This window comes from Streptomyces sp. NPDC027189 (genome assembly GCF_055566975.1).
Genome location: NZ_JBVHRI010000008.1, coordinates 316,073 through 331,756 on the forward strand (window position 1 = coordinate 316,073; position 15,684 = coordinate 331,756).

Here is a 15,684-nt window from a genome sequence, read left to right on the forward strand (position 1 = left end):
ATCGGTGAACGCCCTGCGCGATCACCGTGACCCGATGCACTACCAACAAGTAGCAGGCTTCTTCGCGCCCGCGGGCGCCGCGGCCCGGTGGCTCGGCACGGGGGTGCGCACAGCGGGTCACGGCACGTGGTGCCGTACGCGGGACGGGCGACCGGCGGGGTCCGCTGGCTGATCCCGCCGGACGGCTCCGGCACGCTCACCGATCCGGCGCTGCTGGAACTGGTCATGCACGAGGCGGCGGCGGGTCACGCCGGAAACGAGGACCGACAGCCGTGACGCCGCCGGCCCCCGGGGACTGCCGGAGGTCTGGTACGTACCGGAAGCCTGGTGCTTGGCAGCGGCCTTGTGCGTGCTGGAGGCCTTGTACGTGCCAGAGGTCTTGACAACAGAATTGGTCTGGACCAAGTTGGGCGCGCTCCACCCTCCAAATTCCCCCATGCTCGGAGGCAGTTGTGGATCGCACCGGACGCGCCGGACCGTTCCTGCGTCACAGACTCATCGCCGTGTGCACGGCCACCGTCCTGGCCGTACCCGGCCTCGCTGCGCTCTCGTCGGCCGCCCGTGCGGCCGACGCGGACCTCGCGAAGAACGGCGGGTTCGAGTCGGGCCTGGACAGCTGGACCTGTACAGCGGGCAGCACCGTCAATTCACCGGTACGGAGCGGTAGTTCGGCGTTGCGGGCGACCCCGGCCGGCAGCGACTACGCGCAGTGCTCCCAGGCGGTGACCGTCAAACCCGACTCCCAGTACACCCTCTCCGGTTACGTCCGGGGCAGCTACGTCTACCTCGGCGCGAGCGGCACCGGTACCACCGACGTCTCCACCTGGACCCAGTCCGCGACCGACTGGCAGCAGCTCACCACCACCTTCCGCACGGGCGCGTCCACCACCAAGGTCACGATCTACACGCACGGCTGGTACGGCACCGGCACCTACTACGCCGACGACGTCTCTCTGGTCGGCCCCGGCGTCGACGCGGGTCAGCCGCCGGCCGCGCCCACCGGTCTGACGGTCGGCACGGTCACGTCCTCGAGCGTCGCCCTGTCCTGGTCCGCGGTGGCGGGCGCGACCGGTTACGCGGTCTACCGCGACGGCGTCAAAGTCCAGACGGCCACCGGAACCTCGGCGACGGTGAGCGGCCTCTCCGCCTCCACGGCGTACTCCTTCCAGGTCGCCGCGACGAACGACGCGGGCGAGTCGGCGAAGTCGGCGACGGTGACCGCGACGACGTCCGCGGGCTCGGGAGGAGGCTCTTCCGACCTCCCCACCCACGCCCTTGTCGGCTACCTCCACGCGAGCTTCGCCAACGGCGCCGGCTACACCCGCATGGCCGATGTCCCCGACAGCTGGGACGTCATCGACCTGGCCTTCGGTGAACCGACCTCCACCACCTCGGGCGACATCCGCTTCACCCGCTGCCCGGTCACCGAGTGCCCGACGGTCGAGAGCGACACCGACTTCAAGGCGGCGATCAAGGCGAAGCAGGCGGCGGGCAAGAAGGTCCTGATCTCGATCGGCGGCCAGAACGGGCAGGTGCAGCTCACGACGACGGCGGCGCGGGACACCTTCGTGTCGTCCGTCTCGAAGATCATCGACACCTACGGCCTGGACGGCCTGGACATCGACTTCGAGGGCCACTCGCTCTCGCTCGACGCCGCCGACACGAACTTCAAGAGCCCGACCACGCCGGTGATCGTCAACCTCATCTCGGCGCTGAAGACCCTGAAGGCCAAGTACGGCTCGAAGTTCGTCCTGAGCATGGCCCCGGAGACCTTCTTCGTCCAGCTCGGCTACCAGTACTACGGCACGGGCAAATGGGGCGGCCAGGACCCGCGCGCCGGCGCCTACCTTCCCGTGATCCACGCCCTCCGCGACGACCTGACCCTCCTGCACGTCCAGGACTACAACTCCGGCTCGATCATGGGCCTCGACAACCAGTACCACTCCATGGGCGGCGCCGACTTCCACGTCGCCATGACCGACATGCTCCTCACCGGCTTCCCGGTCGCCGGCGACGCGAACAACGTCTTCCCGCCCCTGCGCCCCGACCAGATCGCCATAGGCATGCCCGCCTCGACGAACGCCGGCAACGGCTACGTATCACCGGTGGAGGTGAACAAGACCCTCGACTGCCTCACCAAGAAGACCAACTGCGGCTCGTACGCCACCCACGGCACCTGGCCGGCCCTGCGCGGCCTGATGACATGGTCGATCAACTGGGACCGGTACGGGAGCTGGGAGTTCTCGAAGAACTTCGACGGGTACTTCGGCTGAGGAAGAGCCGCAGGGCGGCCAGCAGCACCGCACAGAGGCACCAACTGGCTACGACATCCAGTGGCCAGTGGTAGCCGCGGCGTACCAGCCCGAAGGCGACCGCGAGGTTGAGGCCGAGGCAGGCGAGGACCAGCGTGCGGCGGGCGGGGGGCGTGCGCAGCCAGGGGAGGAGGAGCAGGGTCGCGGTGCCGTACGCGATGGCGGCGGTGGCGGTGTGGCCCGAGGGGTAGAAGCCCGTGCCCGGGCCCATGACCGGGGGGCCGGGGCGTTCGGTCAGTTCCTTGAAGGGGACGATCAGGGCCGGGACCGCTGTCATGAGGACGGCCGCGGCGGTCGGTTCCAGCCACCAGCGGTGTGTTCCGGCGGCGCGGGCGCGAGAGGCGACGTACACGAGGACTACGGCGAGGATCGGGACGGCGACCGTGATGTTGCCGAGGTCGGCCAGGAGTTCCGCGGGGCGGTCCGGGTGGGCCAGGGAGTCGCTGAGGCGTTCGTCCGCGCGGGCGAGGGGGCCGTGGGCCGCGACCTGCCAGGTGATCAGCGCGAGGAGGAGGGCCGGGAGGCCGAGGAGGATGGTCGGCCGCCCCGGAACAGGGGGGGTAGTTCCGAGGCGGCCGTCCAGACCGGAATGCCGCGCGCCCCGGGGGGTTTGGGGCGGGCGACTGTCCGATCGGTGAGGAGAACCGGAGCCGGAAGCTCCGGGTGTGTGCGCGAGGGCACGACCAGGGCGAAGCTGGGGAGGCCTCGACCCGGTGTCACCCACAGTCCCCTGTGGGCGGGGTGTATCTCTCATCTGGTTAGAACCTACGGCAGGGGGTGCGGCTCCGACAGGCGGAATCGCGTCCCATCATGCACCTCGCACACCTTCTTCACACGCTCTGACGCCGGTCGCCCCAGCACCGGAATCAAGCGGAATCGCCGTGGGTGGCGGCCGGTTGGCGGTACTGGGGCGGGTGGGGCGTCAGATGCGGGCGAAGGCCTGCTCGATGAGGTCGAGACCCTCGTTCAGGAGGTCCTCGCCGATGACCAGCGGGGGCAGGAAGCGGAGGACGTTGCCGTAGGTGCCACAGGTCAGGACCAGCAGGCCCTCCTGGTGGCAGGCCTTGGCCAGCGCGGCGGTCGCCTCGGGGTTCGGCTCCTTGGTGGCGCGGTCCTTGACCAGCTCGATGGCGATCATGGCGCCACGGCCGCGGACGTCACCGATGATGTCGAACTTCTCGGCCATCGCGCCCAGCCGGGCCTTCATGACCGCCTCGATGTTCTTCGCCTTGGTGTTGAGGTCGAGCTCCTTCATGGTCTCGATCGCGCCGAGCGCGCCGGCGCAGGCCACCGGGTTGCCGCCGTAGGTGCCGCCCAGGCCGCCCGCGTGTGCGGCGTCCATGATCTCGGCGCGGCCGGTGACGGCGGCGAGCGGGAGACCGCCCGCGATGCCCTTGGCGGTGGTGATCAGGTCCGGGACGATGCCCTCGTCCTCGCAGGCGAACCACTGGCCGGTGCGGCAGAAGCCGGACTGGATCTCGTCCGCGACGAAGACGATGCCGTTGTCCTTGGCGAACTTGCTGATGGCGGGAAGGAAGCCCTTCGCGGGCTCGATGAAGCCGCCCTCGCCGAGCACCGGCTCGATGATGATCGCGGCGACGTTGTCGGCGCCGATCTGCTTGTTGATCATGTCGATGGCCTGGGCGGACGCCTCGGCACCGGCGTTCTCCGGGCCGGTCAGCCAGCGGTAGCCGTACGCCACCGGCACACGGTAGACCTCGGGCGCGAACGGACCGAAGCCGTTCTTGTACGGCATGTTCTTGGAGGTCAGCGCCATCGTCAGGTTCGTACGGCCGTGGTAGCCGTGGTCGAAGACGACGACGGCCTGGCGCTTGGTGTACGCACGCGCGATCTTGACGGCGTTCTCGACGGCCTCGGCGCCGGAGTTGAACAGCGCGGACTTCTTGGCGTGGTCACCCGGCGTGAGTTCGGCCAGCGCTTCGGCGACGGCCACGTAGCCCTCGTACGGCGTGACCATGAAACAGGTGTGGGTGAAGTCCTGCAGCTGGGCGGAGGCCCGGCGTACGACGGCCTCGGCGCTCGCCCCGACGCTGGTCACGGCGATGCCGGAACCGAAGTCGATCAGGCGGTTCCCGTCGACGTCCTCGATGATGCCGCCACCGGCGCGCGTGGTGAAGACAGGGAGCACCGAGCCCACACCGGCCGCGACCGCGGCGGTACGGCGGGCCTGCAGCTCCTGCGACTTCGGGCCGGGGATGGCGGTGACGACGCGGCGCTCCTGCGGAAGTGCGGTCATGAGGGGCTCCCTGATGATCTTGCGAACCGGAGGGATCCGGCGGGCCGGCTGTTCCGGCCGACCGGGGTGTTCCGGGCGGGGTGTTTTTCGGACGCTTTCTTCTTTCTTCGCAGGCTAGGGCCGGGGATGGGGGGTGGGCATGCTCCATGTGGGCGTTGTCGAAGGATTCGCTTGTCCGTGGTGGACATAGAACGGCGGAGATCCGGTCGGCTCGGTTCGTGCCGGTTTCGCCGCGCGTCCGGCCGTGCCAACGCCCGTGGCCCGGCCGGGTAAACGGTGAACTCGCCCCGCAGGGGCACTAGATTGACTCGCGGACGAAGCACGGAGCGGCTGGTCAGGGGGCAAGGGCGATGGACAGCGACGGGACGCAGGACGCGCGGGGCACGCATGCCGATTCTGTGCCGCGTCCGGCGGGGCCGCCGGATGTGCCGGTGACGCCGCCGGAGGTACCTGCCGCGCCGCCACGGCCCGCGCGGGCCCCGGGGGTGCCGCCGTTGCCGGACGGGTCCGCCTTCCTCACGTGGGTGCGGGCGCCCCGGCCGGAGGCGGCGCCGGGGGTGTGGCGGTTCGGGCACCGGCCGCGACCGGAGGAGGCGCCGGAGCGGATTCCGGCGCGGCAGCTGCTGAGCGGGGCCGTGATCGCCTTTTTGGTGGGGTGGCTGATCTGGTCGCTGCTCTGGAACGGGTATCTGGGTGGCTGGTGGGTCCTGCCGCTGGAGTTGTTCACCCCCGACTCCTGGCGGCACAGCGGCGATCGCATCGGAAACGCGTTCCTCTGGTACGGCTACTACACGCTGATCGCCCTCGTCATCATGATCGGCGTCGGCCGGCTCGGCCGATGGGGTGAGGTGTGGCGGCGCTACGGGCTGCCCGCCTGGCAGCGGGCCGCTCCCGTGAGCGAGCGGCCGCCCGCGCCCGAGGAGGACCCCGCCCAGTGGAACCAGCTCCGCGCCGCGGGGGCCGGTGACGCCGCCGAACGGCTCGCCGCCGAGGCCCGCGCCGGGCTGATGCGGGACGTCGACCACGCCCGGATCGCCCGCGCCTGGCAGGGCGTACGCAGCGGGCGGCACAGTCTCGCCACGTTCACGGGGGCGGTGCTCAAGGACGGGGCCGCCGCCTGTCTGCATCCCTCCGGCGACCGCGATCTGCCGGGTCGGCTCGCGCGGCACGATCTCGTGACCGGGCAGGTACGGCTCGGGACGACCGCCGATGATCCGCGCAATCCGTACGGCTATCGCGGCACCGGACTCGCCCTCGGTCCCGATCTGCTGGGTACGTCGTTGCTCGCCGTCGGCCCCGCCGGGTCCGGCAAGACGGGCGGCATCGTCTGGCCGCTCGCCGAGTCGCTGTGCCTGCACGCGCTCGCCGGGCGGGCCGCGGTCGTCGTGGTGGGCGCCGCGGGCGCGGGGCTCGGCCCCGCCGACGCGTACGACGTCGTCGTACGGATCGGGAATCCCGAGTCCGTGTACGACCTCGACCTGTACGGCGGGACCACCGATCCCGATGAGGCCGCTGCCGTGCTCGCCGAGGCACTTGTCGGGGATCTCGCTGACCCGCATCCAGGGGGCGACAGCCGCCGGTCGACGACCGTGCTCGCCCAGCTGCTGGGGCCCTTCCGGGCCGTCCACCACCGGTTCCCGTCGGTGCCCGAGCTGCGCCGGCTCCTCGACGGCGCTCCCGGACCGCTCGGCGCGCTGCGCAAGGCACTGGAGGACACCGGGCAGGAGTCGCTGCTGCGGGAACTGGACGCGCGCGAGCGGCAGTTGGGGCATCCGGGGGATGTCGGGGGAGTGCTCGCGGATCGGGTCGCCCTGCTCGACCGGCCCGCGTTCGCGGGGTTCTTCGACACGTCCGGGCAGTCGCGGCCCTTCTCGCTGCGCGCGCTCGACCACCCCGTGCGCGTACGGATCGATCTGCCCGCGCGTGGGCACGCCGACGCCTCGCGGATCCTGGCGCGGCTGGTGCTGGCGCAGTTCACGGCGAGTGTCGCGGTGCGCGAGGACCGGTCGCTGTTCGCCTGTCTGGTGCTCGACGACGCGACGGGGGTGGTCACACCCGAGGCCGTACGCGGGATCCAGCGGCTGCGCTCCGGCAACGCGGGGGCCGTGCTGACGCTGCGGACGCTCGACGACGCGCCGCGGCCGCTGCGCAGCCCGCTGCTGGGCGCGATCGGGTGCCGGATGGCGCTGTCCGGACTCACCCCCTGGGACGGGCAGGACTTCGCCGAGGTCTGGGGCAAGGAGTGGACCGAGGCGCGGGACGTCACCGACCGGCAGATCATCGCCGAGACCCCGGCGGGCAAGGCGGTGCACATGCTGCGGCGGGTGATCACCGGGCACGCGCCGACCGCCCGGGCCGTCACCGTGCGGCAGGTCGAGCGGGAGCGCTGGTCCGCGTCCGAACTGGCACACGGGGTGCCGCCGGGACACGCGGTGCTGTCGCTGACCAATGTGAAGGGGGAGCACGCACCGCCGTTGCTGGTGGATCTGCGGAGCTGAGGGTGGTGTGTGGATCTGCGCGGCTGAGCAGGACGTGTGGACATCAGGGCACATGGTGACCGTACGGTGAGGCAGAATCGACACATGCCGTTCATACGTGGCGGCCAAAAGATCACAAAGATCACACAGACTTGAAGGCCTCATGCCCCCCACGCTCGCCTCGCTCGTCCACCACTCCGCGCTCAAGCTCACGGTGCGCGCGGGCGAGGACCGCCTGGACGTGCCCGTCCGCTGGGCGCATGCCAGCGAGCTCGCCGACCCCGTGCCGTACATGGAGGGCGGGGAACTGCTGCTGATCACGGCGCTCCAGCTGGACGCGGAGGACCCCGAGGTCATGCGGCGCTATGTGAAGCGCCTGGTGGGAGCCGGGGTGGTCGGGCTCGGTTTCGCGGTCGGGGTCAACTACGAGGAGATCCCCAAGGCGCTCGTCGACGCGGCGGAGGAGGAGGGGCTGCCGCTCCTCGAAGTGCCCCGGCGAACGCCCTTTCTCGCCATCAGCAAAGCGGTGTCCGCCGCCATCGCGGCGGATCAGTACCGGGCGGTCACGGCCGGGTTCGCCGCGCAGCGCGAGCTGACCAAGCGGGCGCTGAACGACGGGCCCGAGGGGCTGCTCGCCGCGCTCGCCGGGCAGGTCGACGGATGGGCGGCGCTGTACGACGCGTCCGGTGACGTTGTCGCCTCCGCGCCCGAGTGGGCGGGGCGCCGGGCGGCGCGGCTCACGCCGGACGTGGAGCGGCTGCGGGAGCGGCCCGCGCCGGCCAGTTCCGTCGTCGGTGGCGAGGACCGCGAAGACCGCGTGGAACTGCACTCCCTCGGCACCGGGCGGCGGCCGCGGGCCGCGCTCGCCGTGGGGACGGCGAGCGCGCTCGGGACCGCCGAGCGGTACGCCGTGCACTCGGCGATCGCCCTGCTGACGCTCACCACGGAACGGTCGCGGTCGCTGCACGCGGCCGAGCAGCGCATCGGCGCGGCCGTGCTGCGCATGCTGCTCGCGGGCGAGCCCGACCATGCCCGGGCCGTCGCCGGGGACCTGTACGGCGCGCTGCTCGACGCGCCCTTCCGGCTGATCCTCGCCGAGTCGGCGTCCGCGTCGGCCGCGCGGGCACACGCGGACGGCCACGCGCGCGTGGCCGCGACGGCGCCCTCGGCCGCCGCCGTCGCGGTGCCCGACAACAATGGCGACCCGCTCGGCGGGCTGGCCGAGGTCGTGGAGTCCGCGGCCGCCCGCTCCGGTGAGTCCGTGCTCGTCGTGCCCGAGGGGGAGCGGCTCGTCGTGCTCGCGGTGGACGGGGGTGCGGCGGTCGCCGCGTGCAGGGAGTACGCGATGGCGCTGGAGGCCGCGCGGGCCGCCGTGCGGGAGCAGCCCGCCGGTGACGAGGACGAGCTGGTGGTAGGCCTGTCGGCGCCCGCGGGGCCGATCGCCGCGGGCGCCGCCTACAAGCAGGCCGAGCAGGCGTTGTCCGTGGCGCGGCGGCGCGGGCGTTTCTTCGTGGAGCACGAGGAGGTCGCGGCAGGGTCGGTGCTGCCGTTGCTGGCCGATGACGCGGTGCGGGCGTTCGCGGACGGGTTGCTGCGGGCGTTGCACGAGCACGACGCGACAGGCCGGGGGGATCTGGTGGCCTCGCTGCGGGCGTGGTTGTCGCGGCATGGGCAGTGGGATGCGGCGGCTGCGGATCTGGGTGTGCACCGGCACACGTTGCGGTACCGCATGCGGCGGGTCGAGGAGATCCTCGGGCGGTCGCTGGATGATCCGGATGTGCGGATGGAGCTTTGGCTGGCGTTGAAGGCCACGGCGGGGTCGGGGGAGTAGGCGGGGTTTTTCGCCCCCTCCGCCCCTGCCCGTCCCGTGTCCGGGGGCTGCGCCCCCAGCACCCCCTGGGTTGTCTTTTGGGTGCGGGTGGGCGGGGGCTTGTCGCGCAGTTCCCCGCGCCCCTTACGGGGGCCCTGACCCCTTGTCGTCCCTGCCAAAGCGGCGCACCTGCCACCCCGACTGCTACGACTCGGACAAACGACCCTCCGCCGCCCCGGCCCTACCGTGGAGGAGGAAAACCAAGAACAACACCCCCAACGCGGAAGGGCCGGGACTCGCACATGACTTCCACCCACGCTTTCTGGCTCGCCGGCCGCCAGGCCACCGGTGAGACCACCTTCGACGTCACCTCCCCGTGGGACGGTCGGGTCGTCGGCAAGGTCAGTGTCCCGACCGAGGCGCAGGTCGAGGAGGCCGTGGCCGCCGCGTACGCCGTGCGGGACGAGTTCGCCGCCACTCCGGCCCACGTACGTGCCGCCGCCCTCGACCATGTGTCGCGCCGCCTCGTCGAGCGCACCGAGGAGATCGCGCAGCTCATCTCGGCCGAGAACGGCAAGCCGATCAAGTGGGCCCGTGGCGAGGTCGGCCGCGCGGTGTCCGTGTTCCGGTTCGCCGCCGAGGAAGCCCGCCGCTTCAACGGGGGCGAGGCGCAGCGCCTGGACACCGACCTGGGTGGTCAGGGGCGGCTCGCGCTGACCCGCCGGTTCCCCAAGGGTGTCGTGCTGGGCATCGCGCCGTTCAACTTCCCGCTGAACCTGTGCGCCCACAAGATCGCCCCGGCGATCGCCGCCGGCGCGCCCATCATCCTGAAGCCCGCGCCCGCGACCCCGCTGTCCGGTCTCATCATCGGCGACCTGCTCGCCGAGACCGAGCTGCCCGCCGGCGCGTGGAGCATCCTGCCCGTCTCCAACGAGCGGATGCCCGCCCTGGTGCAGGACGAGCGGCTGCCCGTCATCTCCTTCACCGGGTCCGAGAAGGTCGGTTACGCGATCATGGACTCGGTGCCCCGCAAGCACTGCACCCTGGAGCTGGGCGGCAACGGCGCGGCCGTCGTGCTCGCCGACTGGGCGAGCGACGAGGACCTGGACTGGGCCGCCACCCGCATCGCGACCTTCTCCAACTACCAGGGCGGCCAGTCCTGCATCTCCGTGCAGCGCGTGATCGCCGACGCGTCCGTGTACGAGCGGCTGCTGCCCCGTATCGTCGCCGCCGTCGAGGCCCAGGTCACCGGTGACCCGTCCGACGCCACGACGGACGTCGGCCCGCTGGTCAGCGAGGACGCCGCCAAGCGCGTCGAGTCGTGGGTGGACGAGGCCGTCCAGGCCGGTGCCACGCTCCTCGCCGGTGGCAAGCGCGACGGCGCCTCCTACGCGCCGACCGTCCTCGCCGACGTACCGGCCGACGTGACCATCTCCTGCGAGGAGGTCTTCGGACCCGTTCTCACCGTGCAGAAGGTGGAGGGGGAGGCCGCAGCCTTCGCCGCCGTCAACGACTCCAAGTACGGGCTCCAGGCCGGTGTGTTCACGCACGACGTGCAGACCGCCTTCCGCGCCCACCGTGCGCTGGAGGTCGGCGGCGTCGTGGTCGGTGACGTGCCGTCCTACCGCGCCGACCAGATGCCGTACGGCGGTGTGAAGCAGTCCGGTGTCGGCCGCGAGGGCGTGAAGTTCGCGATGGACGACTACACCTACGAGCGGGTGCTGGTGCTGACGGGCCTCGCCCTCTGACCGGACCCCGTAACGAGCCGACGGCCGGAGCCCGCTGTGCGGGGGCTCCGGCCGTCGGCATGTGAGGAATCGGCGGCACAGAGCTGGCTAACGACAATCGTTTTCAGGTACTGTCGATATGAAGGGCCCGGCGCCGATGCCTTCCGGTGCCGGGCCCCTGTGCCGGCCGCTCCGGACCCTCAACCGGAGAAGCCGACGTGCGCGAGCCGCAACGGGCCGCGCAGCCTGAGGTGTACGTCGTGCACACCGACGGCGGCGATCTCGGCGCCGAGGGTGGTGTAGTCGTACGGCCCCTTTGTCGCGCTCAGGGTCAGTACGGCGGTCAACGGGCCCCCGTCCAGGGAGAGTTCAACGGTACCCTCGCCCGCCGCCTCGACAGTGACCGCCGTGGCGCCGTCGTCGCCGAAGTCGCAGTCCCGGAAGACGAGTTCGCCCGCCTCGCCGTCCACCGGTGTCACCGCGTCGCCCGTCACCTTCGTACGGTCGACGATGGCGATGTTCCGCTGCTCGTCGAAGTCGGCGGCCCCCAGGCCGCGATCGCGGACGGGGCGAGGCGCGCCGGGCTCGCCGTCGAGTTCGACCGTCGTACGCATGCGGATGTCCTCGCTGGACGCCCCGACGAGCACTTCGTACGCGCCCGGCTCCAGGCGCGGGCGGCCGAGCGCCACGTCCCAGAACTCGAAGGCGGAGAGCGGGAGTTCGAAGGTGAGGTCCGCCGACGCGCCGGGGGCGAGGTGGACGCGGCGGTGCGCCGCCAGTTCGCGCCGGGGGCGGGGTACGGACGGGTCGACGGCGCGCGTGTAGCACTGCGCGACTTCGTCGGCGGCCACGTCGCCGGTGTTGGTGACGGTGAAGGAGACGGCCAACGCGCCCGCGCGCTGCCCGATTTGAAGATCCGCGTAGGCGAACGACGCGTACGACAGCCCGTGTCCGAACGGGAACAGCGGCGCGCCCTCGAAGTACAGATACGTCTGGCGGCCGCCGATGACGTCGTAGTCGAGGAGGTCGGGCAGGTCGTCGTCGGAGGCGTACCAGGTCTGCGGGAGCCGGCCCGCGGGGGAGACGTCACCGGCGAGTACGCGGGCCAGGGCGGTGCCCGCCGCCTGGCCGCCGTGAGCCGTCCAGAGGACGGCCGGGAGGTCGGCCGGGTCCACCGCGTAGGGGTACGCGGCGACCAGGACCAGCGCCGTGTTCGGGTTCGCGGCGTGGGCGGCGCGCAGCAGGCGCTCCTGGTGCGCGGGCAGCCGCAGCGTCGTACGGTCCTCCGTCTCGCGGCCGTTGATGTGCGGGTCGTTGCCCGCGACGACGAGGACGACGTCGGCGGCGGCCGCCGCGCGGGCCACCGCGTCCTCGCCGCGCTCGGTGAACTCCAGCTCGAAGGTTTCCGGGTGCTCGGCGGCAACCTTCACACCGTCGGCGGCGACAGAGACGTAACCACCCGTTCCCAGGTGCTTCAGGAGGTGACCGTTCTCGTGGGTGCCGGAGGCTTCGAGGCGGAATGTCTCCTGGACGACCCAGCCGCCGGGCTGATCGGCGGAGGCACGGAGGTAGCCGTCCTCGGCGACCGAGAGGTAGCGGCCGTCGGGTGCGCGCAGCGTCAGCACGCCCTCGCCCCAGTCGATCAGTGCGAGCTCGGTGCCGGTGGCGTCGGCGGTCAGCGGGGGCAGGTCGGTGCGGCCCGCGAGGAGCGCAGGGTCCAGTGCGGCCTCGGCGCCGCGCACCTCGTCGGCCGCGTCGTCGACGGCGGGCACCGACAGATACGTACCGCAGGAGGTCCTGAGGCGGACCCGGTCCACGCCCTCCGCGAAGTCCACGCGCTCGGCGCCGAAGCGCTCGTACAGGCCCTCCAGGGGCGTGGAGCGGTGGATGAGCGTGCCGCTGTACCAGTCGAGCTTGCACTCGTCGGCGAGGAGGCCGACGACGGCGACGCGGACGTCGGGGCTCAGGGGCAGCAGGCCGTCGTTCTTGAGGAGCACGACCGCCTGCTCCGCCGCCTCCTGGGCGAGGGCGCGGTGGGCCGGGGTGTCGAAGTCCAGGGCGCCGGCGTGCGGGTCCGACTGCGGGTCGAACTCGCCCAGCCGGAAGCGGATCGCCAGCTGGCGGCGGACCGCCGCGTCGATGTCGGCCTCGCTCAACAGGCCCTGGACCAGCGCCCCCTGGACCCGTTCGACGATCTTCGAGCTGTCCGTGCCGTGATCGGTGAAGCTGTCGACGCCGGCGAGGATCGCGGCCGCGGTCGCCTCCTCGTGGGTGTCGAAGTAGTGCTCGGAGTCCACCAGGTTGGAGGGCGCGCCCGCGTCCGAGCAGACGAGGAGGTCCTCGTCCGTCCAGGTGCGCAGACACTCGCGCAGATACGGCGAGACGTGGTTGGGGCGGCCGTTGACCAGGTTGTACGCGGGCATCACACCGGCCACCGCGCCCGCCCCGACCGTCTCGCGGAAGGCACGCAGGTCGTACTCGTGCAGGACACGCGGCCGGACCGAGGAGGACGTGGTGTCGCGGTCCGTCTCGTTGTTGTGCGCGAGCCAGTGCTTGAGGACGGGTGCGGTCCGCCAGTAGTCGGGGTGGTCGCCGCGCAGACCCCGGGTGTACGCCGTGGCGAGGGCGGAGGTGAGCCTCGGGTCCTCCGAGTAGCCCTCCTCGTTGCGCCCCCAGAGGGGGTGGCGGAGGAGATTCACCGTGGGCGACCAGACGTTGAGGCCCACGCGGTCGTCGCGGGCGCGCATGGCGCGGGTCTCGGCCGACACGGCCTCGCCGATCCTGCGCACGAGGCTGTCGTTCCAGGTCGCGCCCAGGCCCACGGCCTGCGGGAACACGGTCGCCGGGCCCATCCAGGCCACGCCGTGCAGGGCTTCTTGACCGGTGCGGAAGGCCCCGACGCCGAGCCGCTCGACGGCGGGCGCGAACTGGTGCAGGAGCGCGGTCCGTTCGTCGAGTGTGAGCCGCGCCAGCAGGTCGTCGATGCGCTTCGCGAACGGCAGTCGTGGATCACGGAAAGGCGGCGTAGGCGGCGTTTGTGCGGTCACGTGGTGATCCCTTTGCGATGGAGCGACGGGGCGCTTTCGAAGCGCTTCGATGCTCATTCGACCGAGGGGTGGGTGTCAAGACACCTCGGTGCAACAACTGGGTTTGCTCGCCGTGATTTCAAGTGCCTGAAGGGGTGCCCTGGTGACGCGACACCTCCGGGGAATCTTGGAATCGACTCTTGTGCACCCCCAGGTGTTCACTTAACCTCGCAGCAACATCGAAGCGCTTCGACTGACGGAGGGCCCTCTCCGGAGGGCGCAATCCTCCGAGGACCGCTTCAGCTCGGCCAGTTCCACTCAAGACACCGCAGCCGACGGCTGAACCGCCGGGTGTCCTGCTGTGCGCCATGAAGGGTTGACGCAATGACGCCGAACTCCGCCACCTCCGCCCCCAGCCGGAGAAGCTTCCTCGCCTCCACGGCGGTCGCCGCGGCCGCCGTGGCCGGCGGAATGCCGCTGCTCGCCGCTTGTGGCGGCGGGAACGACGGCAGCAAGGACGGCACCACCTCCGGGAAGGACGCGCAGAAGATCCTTCCGACGTTCGTGGCGTCGAGCGTCGTGACGCCCGACATCCCGGCGAAGAACGGGTCGGCGGCGGGCTTCACCCAGGCGATCGACCTGAGCGGGCTGCAGACGTCGGTCCCGAAGAAGCTGGGCAGCGGCGGCAAGCTGAAGATCATGGCGCCGCTGTGGGGCACGCCGCCGTCCAACGACAACGCGTACTACCAGGCCATGAATGAGGCCGCAGGCATCGATGTGACCTGGCAGAACCAGGACGGCAACACCTACGACGAGAAGCTGGGCGCGATCCTCGCCTCCAGCGACATCCCGGACGCGGTGGTCGTCCCCGGCTGGAACCTGATGGGCAAGATACCCAGCGCCATCAACGCCAAGTTCGCCGATCTCGGCCCCTACCTGTCCGGCGACAAGGTCAAGGACTACCCGAACCTCGCGGCCGTCCCCACCGACGCCTGGCAGCGCGCCATCTTCGGCGGGAAGCTGCGCGCGATCCCGATGCCCGCGTCGTACGTCACCGACATCGCGCCCTTCTACCGCAAGGACCTCTTCGAGAAGAAGGGGTACCAACTCCCCAAGTCGGCGGACGAGTTCCTGTCCTGGGCCAAGGAGGCCACCGACGCCAAGTCGAAGGTCTGGGCCTGTGACGACCTGAAGTGGACCGCCTTCAACATGTTCGGCGTGCTGCCCGGCAGCGACAAGGCGCTGTGGTGGAACCTGGACGGCGGCAAGCTGATCAACCGCATCGAGACGGACGAGTACCTCGAAGCCCTGGAGTGGACGCGGAAGCTGTACGCGGCCGGTGTCGTCCACCCCGACGCCAAGGCGGTCAAGGGTGACGCGTCCAACCGTTTCACCGCGGGCCAGGTCCTCGTCTTCAACGGCAACCTCTCCTACTGGTACGGCTCGACCGCCGAACAGCTGACCCAGAAGGCCGACTTCGAGATGGCCGCCATGGACATCTTCGGCCACGACGGGGGCGACCCCACGCTGTGGGCGGTCCAGCCCTCGAACATCTTCACCTTCGTCAGCAAGACGGCGTCGAAGCAGCAGATCAAGGACTTCCTCGCGCTCGCCAACTACTGCGCCGCGCCGTACGGCACCAAGGAGTACATGCTCACGGTCTACGGCGTCGAGGGCACCGACTACACGCTGAAGAAGGGCCTGCCCACCAAGACCACCAAGGGCACCAACGAGGTCAACGGCGCCTACGACTACACCGGTGACCCGGCCGCGTACCTCGCCCACCCCGATCTGCCGGTGATCGCCAAGCTCCAGGTCGAATGGCAGCAGCGGATGGGCGCCTTCACGAAGAAGTCCTCCTTCTACGGCCTGACCGTCACCGAGCCCAACCGCTGGACCAACCTCGCCAACGACTTCGAGCAGCTGGAGGACGACATCGTCCGTGGCCGCAAGAAGATCAGCGACATGCAGCAGGCCGTGTCCGACTGGAAGCAGAAGGGCGGCGACGACCTGCGCGCCTGGTACAAGAAGCTGCTCGACGACAACGGCTCGTCGGCCAAGTGACCCAGGGCTGA

At 71.1% G+C, this 15,684-nt stretch carries 8 protein-coding genes and 1 pseudogene; 6 read left to right on the forward strand and 3 right to left on the reverse strand.

Annotation, left to right across the window (positions count from 1 at the left end):
* Positions 1 to 55: 55 nt before the first annotated feature.
* Both ACZ4RZ_RS22220 and ACZ4RZ_RS22225 read left to right on the forward strand, forming a co-directional pair.
* A pseudogene (locus ACZ4RZ_RS22220) lies at positions 56 to 276 on the forward strand (hypothetical protein); the annotation flags it as partial.
* A 176-nt stretch (positions 277 to 452) separates the two neighbouring features.
* On the forward strand, positions 453 to 2,273 hold the full coding sequence (locus tag ACZ4RZ_RS22225) for a chitinase (RefSeq protein WP_467746879.1): 1,821 nt from the start codon (positions 453 to 455) through the stop codon (positions 2,271 to 2,273).
* On the opposite strand, the gene ACZ4RZ_RS22230 is transcribed toward ACZ4RZ_RS22225, so the two are convergent.
* Both ACZ4RZ_RS22230 and gabT read right to left on the reverse strand, forming a co-directional pair.
* Positions 2,212 to 3,036, reverse strand: coding sequence for a phosphatase PAP2 family protein (locus ACZ4RZ_RS22230; protein WP_467746880.1), 825 nt, complete (start codon positions 3,034 to 3,036; stop codon positions 2,212 to 2,214). The genes ACZ4RZ_RS22225 and ACZ4RZ_RS22230 overlap by 62 nt on opposite strands.
* A gap of 198 nt (positions 3,037 to 3,234) precedes the next feature.
* A complete protein-coding gene (gene gabT / locus ACZ4RZ_RS22235) occupies positions 3,235 to 4,569 on the reverse strand; it encodes a 4-aminobutyrate--2-oxoglutarate transaminase (RefSeq protein WP_467746882.1) in 1,335 nt (444 codons plus the stop codon).
* Between the two features lie 350 nt (positions 4,570 to 4,919).
* On the opposite strand from gabT, the gene ACZ4RZ_RS22240 reads away from it, so the two are divergent.
* From ACZ4RZ_RS22240 to ACZ4RZ_RS22250, 3 genes are all read left to right on the forward strand, one after another.
* The gene (locus ACZ4RZ_RS22240) at positions 4,920 to 7,067 is read left to right on the forward strand and encodes an ATP-binding protein (protein WP_467746884.1); all 2,148 of its coding nucleotides are present in this window, start codon (positions 4,920 to 4,922) and stop codon (positions 7,065 to 7,067) included.
* Between the two features lie 142 nt (positions 7,068 to 7,209).
* Positions 7,210 to 8,877: a PucR family transcriptional regulator gene (locus ACZ4RZ_RS22245; protein ID WP_467746885.1), complete on the forward strand. Its 1,668-nt coding sequence runs from the start codon at positions 7,210 to 7,212 to the stop codon at positions 8,875 to 8,877.
* A 281-nt stretch (positions 8,878 to 9,158) separates the two neighbouring features.
* Positions 9,159 to 10,604: an aldehyde dehydrogenase family protein gene (locus ACZ4RZ_RS22250; protein ID WP_467746886.1), complete on the forward strand. Its 1,446-nt coding sequence runs from the start codon at positions 9,159 to 9,161 to the stop codon at positions 10,602 to 10,604.
* Positions 10,605 to 10,783: 179 nt separating this feature from the next.
* Here ACZ4RZ_RS22250 and ACZ4RZ_RS22255 read toward each other — a convergent pair whose 3' ends face one another.
* Positions 10,784 to 13,630: a glycoside hydrolase family 3 C-terminal domain-containing protein gene (locus ACZ4RZ_RS22255; protein WP_467746888.1), complete on the reverse strand. Its 2,847-nt coding sequence runs from the start codon at positions 13,628 to 13,630 to the stop codon at positions 10,784 to 10,786.
* Positions 13,631 to 13,993: 363 nt separating this feature from the next.
* Here ACZ4RZ_RS22255 and ACZ4RZ_RS22260 point away from each other — a divergent pair, with 363 nt between their 5' ends.
* Complete coding sequence (locus tag ACZ4RZ_RS22260) at positions 13,994 to 15,673, forward strand: extracellular solute-binding protein (RefSeq protein WP_467746889.1); 1,680 nt, start codon at positions 13,994 to 13,996, stop codon at positions 15,671 to 15,673.
* Positions 15,674 to 15,684 lie beyond the last annotated feature (11 nt).

Coding starts and splice junctions, on each gene's coding strand:
- gabT (WP_467746882.1), bottom strand. CDS start 4,569: ATGACCGCACTTCCGCAGGAGCGCCGCGTCGTCACCGCCATCCCCGGC.
- ACZ4RZ_RS22240 (WP_467746884.1), top strand. CDS start 4,920: ATGGACAGCGACGGGACGCAGGACGCGCGGGGCACGCATGCCGATTCT.
- ACZ4RZ_RS22245 (WP_467746885.1), top strand. CDS start 7,210: ATGCCCCCCACGCTCGCCTCGCTCGTCCACCACTCCGCGCTCAAGCTC.
- ACZ4RZ_RS22250 (WP_467746886.1), top strand. CDS start 9,159: ATGACTTCCACCCACGCTTTCTGGCTCGCCGGCCGCCAGGCCACCGGT.
- ACZ4RZ_RS22260 (WP_467746889.1), top strand. CDS start 13,994: ATGACGCCGAACTCCGCCACCTCCGCCCCCAGCCGGAGAAGCTTCCTC.